15 protein-coding genes, 1 tRNA gene and 1 pseudogene are annotated in these 15,451 nt (G+C 64.9%); 10 read left to right on the top strand and 7 right to left on the bottom strand.

Annotated elements, in window-relative coordinates; all coding sequences use genetic code 11:
* Window positions 1-82: 82 nt before the first annotated feature.
* The 8 genes from CK224_RS12665 (at window position 83) to CK224_RS12625 (ending at window position 8,028) form a co-directional block, all read left to right on the top strand.
* Window positions 83-1,102: a glucokinase gene (locus tag CK224_RS12665; RefSeq protein WP_067003316.1), complete on the top strand. Its 1,020-nt coding sequence runs from the start codon at window positions 83-85 to the stop codon at window positions 1,100-1,102.
* A gap of 131 nt (window positions 1,103-1,233) precedes the next feature.
* The gene (locus CK224_RS12660) at window positions 1,234-3,093 is read left to right on the top strand and encodes an ABC transporter ATP-binding protein (protein WP_095782029.1); all 1,860 of its coding nucleotides are present in this window, start codon (window positions 1,234-1,236) and stop codon (window positions 3,091-3,093) included.
* The gene (dapB, locus tag CK224_RS12655; protein WP_095782028.1) at window positions 3,090-3,911 is read left to right on the top strand and encodes a 4-hydroxy-tetrahydrodipicolinate reductase; all 822 of its coding nucleotides are present in this window, start codon (window positions 3,090-3,092) and stop codon (window positions 3,909-3,911) included. Before CK224_RS12660 ends, dapB begins: the two co-directional genes overlap by 4 nt.
* Before the next feature lie 98 nt (window positions 3,912-4,009).
* Entirely contained in the window at window positions 4,010-4,630 is a 621-nt protein-coding gene (locus CK224_RS12650) for a 2,3-bisphosphoglycerate-dependent phosphoglycerate mutase (protein ID WP_067003230.1), read from the top strand.
* Between the two features lie 393 nt (window positions 4,631-5,023).
* Window positions 5,024-5,108: transfer RNA gene (locus tag CK224_RS12640), tRNA-Leu, on the top strand.
* A 123-nt stretch (window positions 5,109-5,231) separates the two neighbouring features.
* Window positions 5,232-5,951: a hypothetical protein gene (locus CK224_RS12635; RefSeq protein ID WP_095782027.1), complete on the top strand. Its 720-nt coding sequence runs from the start codon at window positions 5,232-5,234 to the stop codon at window positions 5,949-5,951.
* Between the two features lie 86 nt (window positions 5,952-6,037).
* On the top strand, window positions 6,038-7,723 hold the full coding sequence (locus tag CK224_RS12630) for a cyclic nucleotide-binding domain-containing thioredoxin-disulfide reductase (RefSeq protein WP_095782026.1): 1,686 nt from the start codon (window positions 6,038-6,040) through the stop codon (window positions 7,721-7,723).
* The gene (locus CK224_RS12625) at window positions 7,723-8,028 is read left to right on the top strand and encodes a UBP-type zinc finger domain-containing protein (RefSeq protein WP_067003235.1); all 306 of its coding nucleotides are present in this window, start codon (window positions 7,723-7,725) and stop codon (window positions 8,026-8,028) included. Before CK224_RS12630 ends, CK224_RS12625 begins: the two co-directional genes overlap by 1 nt.
* Before the next feature lie 96 nt (window positions 8,029-8,124).
* Here CK224_RS12625 and CK224_RS12620 read toward each other — a convergent pair whose 3' ends face one another.
* Window positions 8,125-8,316, bottom strand: coding sequence for a Flp family type IVb pilin (locus tag CK224_RS12620; RefSeq protein WP_095782025.1), 192 nt, complete (start codon window positions 8,314-8,316; stop codon window positions 8,125-8,127).
* Window positions 8,317-8,684: 368 nt separating this feature from the next.
* Here CK224_RS12620 and CK224_RS12615 point away from each other — a divergent pair, with 368 nt between their 5' ends.
* A complete protein-coding gene (locus CK224_RS12615) occupies window positions 8,685-8,975 on the top strand; it encodes a DUF1778 domain-containing protein (RefSeq protein WP_095782024.1) in 291 nt (96 codons plus the stop codon).
* Window positions 8,960-9,475 carry a GNAT family N-acetyltransferase gene (locus CK224_RS12610; protein WP_245418728.1) on the top strand — a complete coding sequence of 172 codons (516 nt, stop codon included), beginning with the start codon at window positions 8,960-8,962 and terminating at the stop codon, window positions 9,473-9,475. Before CK224_RS12615 ends, CK224_RS12610 begins: the two co-directional genes overlap by 16 nt.
* Before the next feature lie 48 nt (window positions 9,476-9,523).
* Here CK224_RS12610 and CK224_RS12605 read toward each other — a convergent pair whose 3' ends face one another.
* From CK224_RS12605 to CK224_RS12575, 6 genes and pseudogenes are all read right to left on the bottom strand, one after another.
* A complete protein-coding gene (locus tag CK224_RS12605) occupies window positions 9,524-9,706 on the bottom strand; it encodes a hypothetical protein (RefSeq protein ID WP_170950325.1) in 183 nt (60 codons plus the stop codon).
* Between the two features lie 101 nt (window positions 9,707-9,807).
* A complete protein-coding gene (locus CK224_RS12600; protein WP_095782021.1) occupies window positions 9,808-10,644 on the bottom strand; it encodes an aspartate/glutamate racemase family protein in 837 nt (278 codons plus the stop codon).
* A 41-nt stretch (window positions 10,645-10,685) separates the two neighbouring features.
* Window positions 10,686-11,926, bottom strand: a pseudogene (locus CK224_RS12595) (D-amino acid dehydrogenase).
* A 132-nt stretch (window positions 11,927-12,058) separates the two neighbouring features.
* Entirely contained in the window at window positions 12,059-13,228 is a 1,170-nt protein-coding gene (locus tag CK224_RS12590) for a PLP-dependent aspartate aminotransferase family protein (protein ID WP_095782020.1), read from the bottom strand.
* Window positions 13,225-14,661 (bottom strand): pyridoxal-phosphate dependent enzyme, encoded by a 1,437-nt coding sequence (locus CK224_RS12585; protein WP_095782019.1) that lies wholly within the window; start codon window positions 14,659-14,661, stop codon window positions 13,225-13,227. The genes CK224_RS12590 and CK224_RS12585 overlap by 4 nt, the downstream gene beginning before the upstream one ends.
* Before the next feature lie 573 nt (window positions 14,662-15,234).
* On the bottom strand, window positions 15,235-15,420 hold the full coding sequence (locus CK224_RS12575) for a hypothetical protein (protein WP_095782358.1): 186 nt from the start codon (window positions 15,418-15,420) through the stop codon (window positions 15,235-15,237).
* Window positions 15,421-15,451 lie beyond the last annotated feature (31 nt).

Here is a 15,451-nt window from a genome sequence, read left to right as displayed (position 1 = left end):
CGAGATAGGCACCGAAGCCGCTTTCCCTTTGCAGGACCATGCGCTAGTCAGCGACGGAGCGGGAACGAACGGGACAAAAAGCATGGTTGGCGAAGACGATACAGCGCTGCGGTTTCCGGTCCTGATCGGCGATATCGGCGGCACCAATGCGCGTTTCTCGATCGTGCTCGACGCCAATTCGGAAGCGACCGAGCCGCAAATCGTCCAGACGGCCAATTTCAAGACCATCGACGAGGCGATCCAGGCGGCGGTGCTCGACCGCTCGTCGATCCAGCCGCATTCGGCGGTGCTGGCGGTGGCCGGGCCGGTGGACGGCGACGAGATCCGACTGACCAACTGCCCCTGGGTGGTCAAGCCGCACCAGATGTTTGCCAATCTGGGCTTGAGCGAGATCGTCGTGCTCAACGATTTCGAGGCGCAGGCGCTGGCGGTGGTGGCGCTGGGCGAAGAGCATATGGAAAAGATTGGCGGCGGGACGCCGGAGCCGAATGCCGGCCGGGTCGTGCTCGGCCCGGGGACGGGGCTCGGCGTCGCGGGGCTGATCTACGCGCTGCGCCGCTGGATACCGGTGCCGGGCGAGGGCGGGCATATGGATATCGGCCCGCGCACGCCGCGCGACTTCGAAGTGTTTCCGCATATCGAAAAGCTCGAGGGTCGCATCTCCGGCGAGCAGATCCTGTGCGGCCGCGGACTGGTCAATGTCTATCGCGCGGTGGCCAGGGCCGACGCAAAGCCGACGCCTTTCACGACGCCGGCGGAGGTTACGGCGGCCGCGCTCGCCAAATCCGATCCGGTGGCACAGGAAGCGCTGGAACTGTTCGTCACCTGCCTCGGCCGCACCGCGGGCGATCTCGCGCTGGTGTTCATGAGCCGCGGCGGCGTGTTCCTGACCGGCGGCATCGCGCAAAAAATCGTGCCGGCATTGAAAGCCGGCAATTTCCGCGCCGCGTTCGAGGACAAGGCGCCGCACAGCGCGCTGATGCGCACGATGCCGGTCTATGTCATCACCCACCCGCTGGCGGCGCTTCTCGGGCTGGCCGCCTATGCCAGAACTCCGTCGCTGTTCGGCGTTCAGACCGCCGGACGGCACTGGCGGGCATGAGCGCGCCCGGGTGCGGGATGGCAATCGGCCACCGCGACGAAGTTTCGCCATAGGCAAGCCGTAGCCGGGGCGCTAAGAGGGTGCCGAAATGCTCCCTGACCTTTGACGAGAACCCACGAAGCGCTGCCGATTTGACATTTCAAAATCCAAACAAGCTAAAGGCCCGGCCCGGCGAGGTCACGGCGGTGCTGCGCCGTATCATCGCTGAGAACGGCCACGACCATCGCTGGTCCTATGTCGTCGCCATCGTTTGCTCGCTGCTGGTTTCGGGCGCGACTGCCTTCTCGGCCTGGGTCATGGCGCCGATGGTCAACGAAATCTTCTACGAACGGCGCGGCGACGCCGTGGTATGGATCTGCGCCGGTTTCATGGGCGCCTTCCTCGTGCGCGGTTTTGCCGGCTACGGCCAGGCGGTGGCGTTGGCCACGATCGGCAACAATCTCGTCGCCCGCTACCAGAAGCGCACCTTCGACCATCTGATGCGGCTCGGCGTCAATTTCTTCAACGACACGCGCTCGGGTCGACTGGCGGCGCAGCTGGACGAGAATATCGGCGGCATCCGCGACCTGCTGTCGCTGACATTGATTTCGATCACTCGCGACGCAGTGACGCTCGTCGGCCTGGTCGGCCTCATGGTCTACCAGGATCCGGTGTTGTCGCTGAGCTCGCTGCTGATCGGGCCGCCGCTGATCTGGGCCGTCGTCTACATCACGCGCCGGGTGCGCAAGATTAACCGGGAATCCGTGCTGATCAATTCCCGGCTGAGCGGGTCGGTGCAGGAGGCCACACAAGGCATCGCCATCGTCAAGGCCTTCACCCTGGAGGACGAGCTGGCGCGCCGCATCGGCATCATGGCCGACACGGCCGAGCAGCGCAGCAACAAGATCGCCCGCGTCTCCGAGCGGCTGTCGCCGATTTCGGACATCCTGGCTGGCCTCGCCGTGACCGCCGTCATCGCCTATTCCGGTTATCGGGCGCTGGTTCTCGGCCAGCCGCCGGGCGCGGTGTTTTCCTTCATCACCGCGCTGATCCTGGCCTATGATCCGGCGAGGCGGCTGGCGCGCATGCAGGTGGCGATGGAGCGCGCGCTGGTCAACGCGCGCATGATCTATGAACTGCTCGACCTCGAGCCGAAACAAAGCGACGCGCCCGACGCCGCCGAAGCGAAGATCATTTCCAGCGAAGTGACCTTCAACAATGTGACGTTCGGCTACAGCGCCGACATGCCGGTGCTGAGGGATCTGAGCTTTACCGCCGCCGCCGGCAAGGTGACGGCGATCGTCGGCGCTTCGGGCGCCGGCAAGTCGACGCTGGTGGCGCTCTTGCAGCGCTTCTACGACGTCGACGAGGGCAACATCGAGGTGGACGGCCAGGACATCTCGAAGGTGACGAAGCGGTCGCTGCGCCAATCGATCGCCTATGTCTCGCAGGCGCCGTATCTCTTCGAAGGCACGATCCGCGACAACATTCGCTACGGCCGGCTCTCGGCCACCGACGCGGAGATTGAGCAGGCGGCGAAACAGGCCGCCGCCGACGAGTTCATCCGCCAGCAGCCGCAAGGCTACGACACGCCGGTCGGCGAAGGCGGCTCGACGCTTTCCGGCGGTCAGCGCCAGCGCGTCTCGATCGCCCGCGCCATCGTGCGCCAAGCGCCGATCCTGCTGCTCGACGAGGCTACGTCGGCGCTCGACAACGAGGCCGAAGCGCGCGTCCAGGAAGCGCTCACCCATGTCATGGAAGGCCGCACCACCATCGTCATCGCGCATCGGCTGTCGACCGTGGTCAATGCCGACCGCATCATCGTGCTGGAAGAGGGACGGCTGGTCGAGGAAGGCACTCACGCCTCGCTGATGGCCGACCCGCACAGCGTCTATGCCCGCTTCCACCGGGTGCAGGGCAAGAAGGGGCTGGGGCTTGTCGATGACGCCAAGCCGACCCAAACTCCTCTGCCGCGCACGCGCGCGAAGAAGACCGTCGGGAGAAGCGCATGAGCGAAACGGGCGATATGGGCCTGGTGGTGGTGGGCGCCGCCGGCCGGATGGGTCAGACGCTGATCCGCGCCATCCACTCCATTCCCGGCGCGCGCGTTGCCGGTGCCGTCGAGCGGCCGGGTTCGCCGCATCTCGGCAAGGATGCCGGCGAGCTCGCCGGCATCGGCACCATCAATGTGCCGATCGCCGACGACCCGCTGCCGGCCTTCGCCAAGGCCGACGGCGTGCTCGATTTCACGGCCCCCGGCGCAAGCGTCGAATTCGCCGGCTATGCCGCGCAGGCGCGCATCGTCCATGTCATCGGCACGACCGGCTGTTCGGCCGATGACGATGCGAAGATCACCGCGGCGGCGCGCCACGCGACCATCGTCAAATCCGGCAATATGAGCCTCGGCGTCAATCTCTTGGCGGTGCTGGTGGAGCAGGCGGCGCGCGCGCTCGATGTGCAGGATTTCGACATCGAGATCCTGGAGATGCACCACAGGCACAAGGTCGACGCGCCGTCCGGCACGGCGCTGCTGCTCGGCGAAGCGGCGGCCAAGGGCCGAGAGATCGCGCTCAATGACAACAGCGTGCGTGTGCGCGACGGCCATACCGGCGTACGCAAACCCGGCACGATCGGCTTCGCCAGCTTGCGCGGCGGCTCGGTGGTCGGCGAGCACAGCGTGATCCTGGCCGGCACCGGCGAGCGCATCACGCTCGCCCACCAGGCCGAGGACCGGGCGATCTTTGCCCGCGGCGCGGTCAAGGCGGCGCTCTGGGGCCGAGGCAAGAAGCCGGGCCTCTATTCCATGCGGGACGTGCTCGGCCTGGGCTGAGGCGGTTTTTTTCTGCTTTTCTTCCGCAATTCCGGGCTGAAAACCGCTACACACTTTTCCTGGAATTGCTCAAATCCAACCACGTATCAGGAGCAAACATGTCGGGAACTCTCGTGCTCGTGCGCCACGGCCAGAGCGAATGGAACCTGAAGAACCTGTTCACCGGCTGGCGCGATGTCGACCTCACCGACCAGGGCAATGCGGAGGCGCTTGCCGCCGGCGAGAAGCTCAAGGCGCGCGGGCTGAAATTCGACATCGCCTACACCTCGGCGCTGAAGCGGGCGCAGAAGACCTGCCAGCACATTCTCGACGTGGTCGGCCAAAGCAAGCTCGAGACCGTCCGCGACCAGGCGCTCAACGAACGCGACTATGGCGATCTCTCCGGCCTCAACAAGGACGACGCGCGCAAGAAGTGGGGCGAGGAGCAGGTGCACATCTGGCGCCGCTCCTACGACGTATCGCCTCCCGGCGGCGAAAGCCTGAAGGACACCGGCGCGCGTGTCTGGCCCTATTACCTGCACGACGTGCAGCCGCATGTGCTGCGCGGCGAGACGGTGCTGGTCGCCGCGCACGGCAATTCGCTGCGGGCGCTGATCATGGCGCTGGACGGCAAGTCGGGCGAAGAGATCGTCAAGCTGGAGCTCGGCACCGGCGTGCCGGTGATCTACAAGCTCAACGCCGATTCCACCGTGGCAAAGAAGGAAGTGCTGGAGGGGTGAGAGTTCTATTGTTCCGGCCCCGCTCGGAACGGGTGGCCGTCTCGGGACAACCGCTTCAGCTCGGAATTCCGTCTCGCCGTTAAAGACCAGCGTCGGCGCCCCTCACCTGCCTGCCGGCATCCTCTCCCCCGTATAGTGACGGGGAGAGGGAAGCTCCGGCCGCCGATTTCGCCAATCGCCAGCGTCTCAAGAGGACGCCAACGCCGCGGCCAGCCCCTTCTCCCCGTCCTATACGGGGAGAAGTGCCCGGCAGGGCGATGAGGGGCGGAGCCGACGCCGACAATTGCCGTCCGTGCCTGAAATGAACCCAAGCTGCCCTCTGGTCAGTCTTGAGCTCCTCGAAAAAAACCGCGTTGACACGCTTCGTTTGCCCGCTTACATGAGCGCCCACCAGCCCAGATGGCGGAATTGGTAGACGCGCACGGTTCAGGTCCGTGTTCCGCAAGGAGTGGAGGTTCGAGTCCTCTTCTGGGCACCAAATTCCCGTTTCAGACGATCTGACGCGATGAGCAAAAAGCCCGGATTTTCCGGGCTTTTTTGTGCCTGCAACTCGTCTCGGGTTAAACCGTTCCTATCTTGTCTGTTAAGCCGAGGTTCCGTGATGCCCGCGCCGTTCAAGGAGTGGAAGGTTCTGCCGCATGGCAGGCTCTCTCCTGTCGACGACGATATTCTGACGGTGACCGGCGACATACCGATGCCGGTCGGCAACCTGAAACGGCGCATGACCGTGGTGCGATTGCGCGACCGACGGCTCGTCATCTTCAGCGCCATCGCGCTCGACGACGAACAGATGCGCGCGATCGAGGCCTTCGGCCAACCGGCCTTCTTGATCGTCCCTAACGACCATCACCGGCTCGATGCAAAGCCATGGAAAGATCGCTATCCCACCCTGCAGGTGATTGCACCGGCGGGCGCGCGCAACAGCGTCGAGAAGGCGGTGCATGTCGATGCGGCACGCGGCGACTTTGGCGATCCCGACGTCAAGCTCGTCACCGTCCCCGGAACCCGTGATCGCGAAGCGGCGCTGCAAATCGACGGACCGAACGGCATGACGCTCGTTCTCAATAATATCGTCGGCAACATCCGCGGCGCATCCGGTTTTGCCGGCTGGGCATTGCGCATGATGGGATTTGCCGGTGATGAGCCGCGTATACCCTGGCCGGTCAAGCTGACGATGGTCGGCGACAAGGCGGCACTCGCAGCGCAATTGAGACGATGGGCTGACCTGCCGGCGCTCAAGCGCATCCTCGTCTCGCATGGCTCCGTCATCACCGATGATCCGCAGGGGGCGCTGCGCAAGCTGGCGAGGTCGCTCGGATAGCTGACAGCGTAGCGGCCACCTGCCCTTCCGGCCAGTCCCTGAACAAACCGCTTCAAACCCGCTGCCGCGGACGCTACGGTCCGGTCATGGCCCCCTCCGTCAGCCCTACGATCGCCGCCCGCCGCGACCAGATGTTCCCCGTGCTCGCCGATGCGGACATCGAGCGCATGCGCCGCTTCGGCGTGCCAAGAGCCTACGGCGCCGGCGAGCATATCGTGACGGCCGGCACGGTCTCGCCCGGATTGGTCGTCATCCTGTCGGGCAAGGTCGACATCACGCAGGCCAGCGGTCTTGGCCCGCGCGAGGCGATCATCACCTATGGTCCGGGCAATTTCATCGGCGAACTGGCGCAGCTTTCGAGCCGGCCGTCGCTCGTCAATGCCGAGGCGACCGAGCCGGTCGAAGCCATCGTCATCCCCTCGCAGCGGCTGCGCGATCTGATGGTGCAAGAGGCGAATCTCGGCGAGCGCGTCATGCGCGCGCTGATCCTGCGCCGTGTCGGCCTGCTCGAGAGCGGCACCAGCGGGCCGATCGTCATCGGCCGTCCCGGCAATGGCGATGTGCTGCGGCTGCAGGGTTTCCTCACCCGCAGCGGCCTGCCGCACCGCGCGCTCGATTCCGACACCGATCCCTGCGCCAAGACGCTGATCGAGCGTTTTCATGTCGATCCGCACCATCTGCCGATCGTGCTCTGTCCCAACGGCAAGCTGCTGCACAATCCCGGCGAAAGCGATCTCGCCCGCTGCGTCGGGCTGCTGCGGCCGCTCGACGCCGGCAAGATCTACGACGTGGCCATCGTCGGCGCCGGGCCGGCAGGATTGGCGGCCGCGGTCTATGCGGCCTCCGAGGGGCTGTCGACGATCGTGCTCGACTGCCGCGCCTTCGGCGGGCAGGCGGGGGCATCCTCGCGCATCGAGAACTATCTCGGCTTTCCGACCGGCATTACAGGCATGGCGCTGATGGCGCGCGCCTACAACCAGGCGCAGAAGTTCGGGGTCGAGATGGTGATCCCCGATGAAGCCAAATTGCTCGGCGCCGCCGACAACATGGCCGGCTACCGGCTGGACGTTGGCGACGGCGAGACCTTGCGCGCGCGCACGGTGGTGATCGCCAGCGGCGCGCGCTACCGTCGCCTCGACATCGCCAATATCGCGCAGTTCGAGGGCACGTCGGTGCATTACTGGGCCTCGCCGATCGAAGCACGGCTCTGCCGGGACCAGGAAGTGGCGCTGGTCGGCGCCGGCAACTCGGCCGGCCAGGCGGCCGTCTTTCTCGCCAGCCAAGTGCGCAAGGTGACGTTGTTGGCGCGGCGCGACAGCCTCGATGCCACCATGTCGCGCTATCTGGTCGAGCGGATCGTGGCGCAGCCGAACATCGAGGTGCTGACGGAAACCGAGGTCGAGGCGCTCGACGGCCATGACGGCAACCTCGAGCGGCTGTGCTGGCGCAACCGGGTCACCGGCGTGGCGACGACGCGGACCATCCACCACCTCTTCCTGTTCATCGGCGCCGACCCGAACACCGACTGGCTGGCGCGCTGCGACGTGGCGCTCGACGCTAAGGGCTTCGTGCGCACCGGACCGGATGTGGCGCCGGGACACGGCCCGATGGAGACGAGCCGCAGCGGCGTGTTCGCCATCGGCGATGTGCGCTGCGGCTCGACCAAGCGTGTCGCGGCCGCCGTCGGCGAAGGCGCTCAGGTGGTGGCGGCGCTGCATGCCCATCTTGCGCGCAACGGCGGGCGTGCTGCTCAGCCCGAAAGGAGACCGTGATGGACGAATGCAGGCATACGGACGACATCAAGGATGTGGTGCCGAGCGCCCTCGGCTGCGAGGAATGCCTGAAGAGCGGCTCCTGGTGGGTGCATCTCAGACTCTGCCGCACCTGCGGCCATGTCGGCTGCTGCGACGACTCGCCCAACCGCCACGCCACCAAGCATTTCCACGCCACTCAGCATCCGGTCATCGAAGGCTACGATCCGCCCGAAGGCTGGGGCTGGTGCTATGTCGACGAGGTGTTCATCGACCTCGGCGACCGCACGACCGCGCAGAACGGCCCGATCCCGCGCTTTGTTTGAGCCGCGCCGCGTTCGCGTCTCGCCGCTCCGGCGCGCCGGAAAAGGGTCGCCCGAGGCGACCCCAAAAAAGTCCGTGCTGTAACCTGTAGGCTGAGCTTATTGCGGGCATCCAGATGCTTTCGGGTCCGCGACGCAGTCGGCGATCAAGCCGAATTTTGTGTTCAACGCCGAGCCGAGCGAAGTAGCCCCGACCATGATCGCCAGTGCGATCAGCGCCGCGATCAGGCCGTATTCGATAGCCGTTGCACCGGATTCGTCGTTATTGAACCGCTTGATTAGTTTGAGCATTGAAGGGTTCCTTGTTGCCCCGTTGGTGACCTGCTCAACCTACGAAGAAACAATTTTGAAGACCTTAATCGAAACAGTTAAGATTCGGTTACAGCCGCTATATCTTCAATATAGCTTCGATTATGTTGCGACAACTATTGCTTATCGTAATTCAGCAACATCTAATGTTTGGATTAATCGGCTGGTCATGTACGGTGATCGCCAGCACCTTTAGACCCCTCGGTTGATGTTTTCGAATTGCTTCGCCCACACTCCTTCCTTATACCGCGCCAAGAATGCAACTTTTGGCATCTACATTCGCTTCGGCGCTAAACAAAACCTACTCTCACTATAATGACAACGTCATTACAGGATACTACTCTGGAACAATGAAGCACGAGTCTGCAGACGCCTCGAAGAGAAGCACGCTGAACATGCGTATCAAGCCCGAGGAGCGCGGCTTGATCGACGAAGCCGCGCGGACGCTTGGCAAAACCCGAACGGATTTCATCCTCGATGCCGCTCGGCGAATGGCCGAGGACACATTGCTCGACCGGACACTTCTGAAGGTTTCGCCCCAGGCACAGGCCGAGTTCCTCTCCCTGCTCGACGCACCGGCCAAGTCGAACGAGCGACTGTCCAAGCTGATGAACGCGTCCCTCCCATGGGAAACGAAGTGACGCTTCGGGCGCCGGTACCGCTGGACCGTACCCACGATCTGTCGTTCTTTTCATCCGGCGTCCCGGGGTCGGATGACTGGCTCAAACGCCGGGCGCTCACCAGTCAAGACAGCGGCACGGCGCGCACCTTTGTTGCTTGCGATGGAGACAAGGTCGTGGCCTATTACGCGCTCGCCTCGGGCGGTGTGGTGGGGAGCCATGTGCCGGCCCGCTTAAGGCGCAATATGCCCGATCCGATTGCGGTCGCCATTCTTGCCCGGCTTGCCATCGATACTTCCCATCAGCGCCGAGGCTTGGGCCGCGCGCTGGTTCAGGACGCGGCCCGCCGCGTGATGAATGCGGCCGGATCAGTCGGCATTCGCGGCATCCTGGTCCACGCGATCTCGGATGAAGCGCGACACTTCTACACGGCGCTGGGGTTCGATGCCTCGCCCCTCGATCCGACGACGCTGGTGATATCCCTCGCCGATTTGCGGGAGGCGATCAGACCAAAGGGATAGCCTGGCCAGCGAAAGCAGCTGAAGTGGCAGAATACAATGGCTGACTGCCTACTTCACCGAGCTGGTGACGGTCCGGTCGATGACGACGCGATCGCGGTCGTTGCCGGCAAGCGCGCCGATGATCAGCAGGCTGACGATGATCGGGACGAACAGGATCGCCACACGCGCCTGCACGTAGAAGATGGCGCGCCATTCGTTGCGCTTTTCGGGGCTGTCGTTCATCGCGCTCACTCTGTTCTGCCTCCCGAGGGCAGGACATAGTAGCGAAGCGTTAAGCAACCTTTTCCGCAAACGTTAACCGGCGACTTCGAACCGGCCAACCGTCAATCGGATCAGGCAATCGGCAACGCGAACAGCCGGCCGCCGGAAGGCACGACGTCGTCGATGCCGGCGAGCCGCAGGCAGTGCCAGGCCATGGCGTGGTTGGACGAGGTGACGGGAATGCCGATGCGCTGCTCCAGTTCCGCCACCGCCTCGGCGACGCGCAGGCTGGTGCAGGAGATGAAGATCGCGTCCACGCCGGGAGCCGCCGCCATGCGCTCGGCCGCGGCCTCGATCGAGGCGAGCGATATGCGGGCCGCCTCGCGGTCGTCGCGCCGGTCGAAAGTGGCGACGGCGGCGATATCGAGGCCGCGTCCGGTGAAATAGGTGACGAGGCCCTGGTTGATCTCGGGGGCATAAGGCGTCAGCAGGCCGATGCCCTTGGCGCCGAGCGCCTTGAAGGCGGCAAGCGCGCCCGTCACCGGCGTGGTGCAGGCGACGCCCGGCCGCGCCTTCCTGATCTCGGCGAAGACGGCTTCCTCGCCGAGCGTCATGGTGGCCGAGGTGCAGCCGAAGCCGACGACGTCGAGCGGAATGCTGGGCAGGATGAGGTCGACGGTCGGCGCGATGCGCGGGCCGATGGCGCGCAGCGTGTCGGGGGTGATGTCGTTGTGGTTGAAGAGGCGGGCCTCGTAGAAGGCGACGCCCGGAATGCGCACCAACGCGCGGAACTCATGCTCCAGCGTCTGGTCGGTGGCGAGGATCGCAAGCCCGATCGCCGCGCGCGAGGCAAGGCCACCGTCGAGTTCGGACGGAAGCACGCCCAGATCGACCGGCTTGGCATCGACCGGCTTGGGATCGACCGGTCCCGAAGATTGAGGGCGGGTAGCAGCCGCGCTGACAGACATGGCATTTCCCTTTCTTGGCCGATCCCTCCGGGATCATGCTCTCAATTCAAAAGACCGTCCATCGAGATGGCCGGTTTGCGGCCGGCGATCAGGTCGGCGGTGATGCGGGCCGAACCGTGCGACATGGTCCAGCCGATATGGCCGTGCCCGGTGTTGAGATAGAGGTTGCTGAGGCGGCGGCGCCCGAACTCGGGCAGATTGTTCGGCGTCATCGGCCTCAAGCCCGCCCACATCTCGGCGCGGTCGTAGTCGGCGCCCTCGGGATAAAGCTCCTGCGTCACGCCCTTCATGAAGGCGAAATCGGCCGGCTTGTGGCTGGTGTCGTAGCCGGCGAATTCCGCCGTCGCGGTGACGCGCAGCCGGTCGCCGAAGCGCGACACGGCGACTAGATTGTGCTCGTCGATCGCCGCGATGGTCGGCGGCCGAGGCTGGTTGCCGATCGGAATGGTCAGCGAATAACCCTTGATCGGTAGATCGGCAGGCTGATACCGACGGTCTTCGCGATCAGCGGGCTGTAGGAGCCGAGCGCCAGCACATAGGCGTCGCCCTTGACGCTGCCCTTGTCGGTCAGCACCTGTGCCACGCCACCGCCCGAGGTCTCGATGCCGGTGATGGTCGTGCCGGTACGGATCTCGCCGCAGCGCTCGACGACCTTCGCGGCAAGCGCCCGGGTGAATTTGGCCGGGTCACCGGTCTCATCGGTCGGGCAATGGATGCCGCCGGCGATCTTTTCCCGCGCGGAAGCCAGCGACGGGTCGAGCGCGACGATGGCGTCGCGGTCGAGCACCTTGATCAGCTGGCCGTCTGATTCCAGCAGCCGCATGTGCTCGACGCCTTTATCGAGCGCCTGCTGGCTGCGATAGAAATAGAGGATGCCGCGATCGTTGCGGTCGTAGTCGATCTGCTCGTGGGCAATCACCTCGTGCAGCACGCTCTGCGAATAGACGGCAAGCCGATGCTTGAGCAGCGTGTTGCGCCTGGCCTTCTCGGCCGTGCATTCCATCAGGAACAGCCACGACCAGCTGTAGAGCGTCGGATCGGCCGACAGCTTGAAGCGTAGCGCCTGATCCTTCAGCACCAGCGATTTCAACAGGATTAATGGCGCCCTGGGCGACGACCAGACGAAGGAATGCCCCGGCGCGATCATGCCGGCATTGCCCCAGCTGGTCTCGGCGGCGACTTGGCTCTGGCGCTCGAGGACGACCACCTCGTGCCCGTCTTTCTGCAGCTGATAGGCAGTGGTGACGCCGACAACGCCGCCACCCAACACGATCACGCGCATCACGCCTCCGGAGATCGCATGTTGGTAGGCAGTTTAGTCGGTGGATTGCGGTCTGCAATGGCACAGGCACCGAGATGTCCGGCAGGACAGAGGGGGGCGCGAAGGATCACAACGATTGATCCTCGAAGGCACTCACCCCCCCAGCGCCTGCTCCAGATCCGCGATCAAATCATCCGCGTCCTCGATACCGGCCGACAGCCGCACCAGCGAATCCGATATCCCGATCGCCCCGCGCTTTTCCGCGGGGATCGAGCCGTGCGTCATCAGCGCCGGATGCTCGATCAGGCTTTCGACGCCGCCGAGGCTTTCGGCGAGCGTGAAAAGCTGCGTGCGTTCGAGGAAGCGTTTGGTGCCGGCGAGGTCGAGGTCGAGGTCGACCGAGATCATGCCGCCGAAGGCGTGCATCTGGCGCTTGGCGATCTCGTGCTGCGGGTGGCTCGCCAGCCCGGGGTAGATGACGCGGCGCACGTCCTTGCGGGCTTCCAGCCACTGCGCGATCTTCAGGCCGTTGGCGGAATGGCGCTCCATCCGAAGCGCCAAGGTCTTGATGCCGCGCAGCGCCAGAAAACTGTCGAACGGGCCGGAAATGGCGCCGATGGCGTTCTGCAGGAATTTCAGCCGATCGGCCAAATCCTTGTTGTCGCCGACGACCGCCACGCCGCCGACCATGTCGGAATGGCCGTTCAAGTATTTCGTCGTCGAGTGGACGACGATGTCGATGCCGAGCTCCAGCGGCCGCTGGATGTAGGGGCTGGCAAAAGTGTTGTCGGCGACAGTCAGCAGGCCTTTGCGCTTGGCCAGCGCCGCCAGGCCTTCGAGGTCGACGACGCGCAGCAGCGGGTTGGTCGGCGTCTCGACCCAGAGCAGCTTTGTCTCCGGGCGGATCGCTCTCTCGACCGCGGCGAGATCGGTGAAATCGGCGAAGCTGACCTGCAGGCCGGCGGAGCGCTTGCGCACGCGCTCCATGAGCCGGAACGAGCCGCCATAGATGTCGTCGGTGGCGACCACATGGGCGCCGGCGTCGAACAGTTCCAACACCGTGGCGATCGCGGCCAGGCCTGAGGCGAAGGCGAAGGCCGCGGCGCCGCTTTCGAGGTCGGCGACGACCCGTTCGAAGGCGAAGCGCGTCGGGTTCTGGCTGCGGGCATACTCAAAACCCTTGTGCACGCCGGGCGACTGCTGGCCGTAGGTGGAGGTGGCGTAGATCGGCACCATAACCGCGCCGGTCAGCGGATCGTGGCTCTGGCCGCCATGGATGGTGCGGGTGGAAAAGGCCAGGCGGTTCTTGCCGGTCGAAGTCATTTTGCGCGGCGCCTCAGATGGTTGATCAGGTCGATACGGGTTATCAGGCCGATGAATTCGTCGCCGTCGAAGACGATGGCGACCTCGTTGCGGTCGAAAACGGGCAGCAGTGCATCGAGCGCCTGGCTGGCCTGCAGCGTGTGCAGGTTGGAGGTCATGGCCGTGCGCACCGGCGCGTTGAAGCGATCCCAGCGGCCGTCATAGGGGCCGTCGACCTTGGCCAGGATATCGCTCTCGTCGACGATGCCGACGAGCTTGCCGTCATCCAGCACCGGTAGCTGCGAGACATCGGAGCGGCGCATGCGGCCATAGGCGTTGAGCAGGGTTTCCTCGGGGCCAACGGTCACGATGTCACCAGTGCGCGGCGAGCGCATGACGAGGTCGCGCAGGTCGCCGTGCTGCTCCTGGTCGGCCAAGCCCTGCTCGGCGAGCCAGATGTCGTCGAAGACCTTCGACAGATATTTGTTGCCGCTGTCGCAGACCAGGGTGACCACGCGTTTGGCCGTCGTCTGATCGCGGCAGTAGCGCAGTGCCGCCGACAGAAGCGTGCCGGACGACGAGCCGGCCAGGATGCCTTCCTTGGACAGCAGGTCGCGCACCGCCAGCATGCTCTGCTTGTCGGGAATGGAATAGGCTTTCTTGACCAGCGACAGATCGGCATTGGGCGGCACGAAATCCTCGCCGATGCCTTCGACGGTCCAGCTGCCGGCCTCTGTCATCTTGCCGGTCTTGATCAACGGCGCCAGCACCGAGCCGACCGGATCGGCAAGCACCATTTCGGTCTTCGGCGAATGCTTGGCGAAAAAGCGGCCGACACCGGTGAGCGTGCCGCCGGAACCGACGCCGACCACCACCGCGTCGACATCACCTTCGAGCTGCGAAAAGATTTCCGGGCCGGTGGTGCTTTCGTGCGCCAGCGGATTGGCGGGATTGGCGAACTGGTTGGCATAGAAAGCGCCGGGAATTTCGGCGGCGATCTTCTCGGCCATGTCCTGGTAATATTCGGGGTGGCCCTTGCCGACATCGGAGCGGGTCATGCGCACCTCGGCGCCTAAAGCGCGCAGATGCTGGATCTTCTCGCGCGACATCTTGTCGGGCACGACGAGGATGATGCGGTAGCCCTTGGGAATTCCGACCTGGGCGAGGCCGAGGCCGGTGTTGCCGGCGGTGGCCTCGACGATGGTGCCGCCGCGCTTCAGCCTGCCATCCTTCTCGGCGGCCGCGATCATCGACAGCGCGATGCGGTCCTTGATCGAGCCGCCGGGGTTCTGGCTCTCGAGCTTGATGAACAGCCGGCACTTGCCGGTATCGAATTTGGTGAGCTCGACCACCGGCGTCTGGCCGATCAGGTCGAGCACCGAGGCGTAAGGCGGACGCAGCCGTGACAAAGCGCTTTCCGCGCCGTCCGGCGCCGCTTTCCTGTGCACGCTCATCTCGGACCCTCCATGGGAAGCAGTTCCGACGGGATCGGCCGTCACCAGTCTGCGCATGATGGCCGCCGAACTCCATGCCGGGTTCGCAGATCACACGCCTTTGTCTTTTCCAGCCCTTTCCATCCGGAAAGAAGATAGATCGTGCCATTCCGGCGACGAGTGGCGGAATGGAATTTCACGGGCGGCGCAGCACACCGCCTCTAAATGTTGAAAGCCGGCGGGACAGCGCCCCCCTCTGTCCTGCCGGACATCTCCCCCACAAGGGGGGAGATTGGAGCTCGACCCTTGGCGCCCTTGCTTGCAAATGTTGGCGATTGGCGAAAGCCGACGCGACATCTGATCTCCCCACCTGTGGGGGAGATGGCCGGCAGGCCAGAGGGGGGCGCCGTAGAGCGCCGACCTCAGCAGAAATTTCACCCCAGCAACTGCTTGCTGAGCTTCGCGCGTTGCGCGCGGATGTCGGGATGGCGTCGATCTCGAAGAGGTGCCCGGCGTCAGCGGTCCGACGGCGGGAGTCTGCGCGCGTCGCTTCGACCGTCCAACCGGACGCGCGGCGCCATCTTGCCGGTCGGATCAAACGCGCGGGCGGTTTGCCCAACGGAGGCCGATCAGGCCGAGCAGCGCGGTGACAAGCCCGATATAGAGCCATTCCCGCTGGCCGGTCATGAAGCTGCCCTGGACCAGCCCAAGCCCTTGCAGCGACCACAGCACGCCGATCGCCAGCACGATCAGCGCCAGTAAATTCCTGATCAGTCGCATCGGCGAAATCCCGGCGCAAAGTCGATCCTTC

The organism is Mesorhizobium sp. WSM3862, assembly GCF_002294985.1.
Classification (GTDB): Bacteria; Pseudomonadota; Alphaproteobacteria; order Rhizobiales; family Rhizobiaceae; genus Mesorhizobium.
Note: the sequence above shows the minus strand (reverse complement) of the source record. Positions and strands in the feature narration are given on the sequence as shown.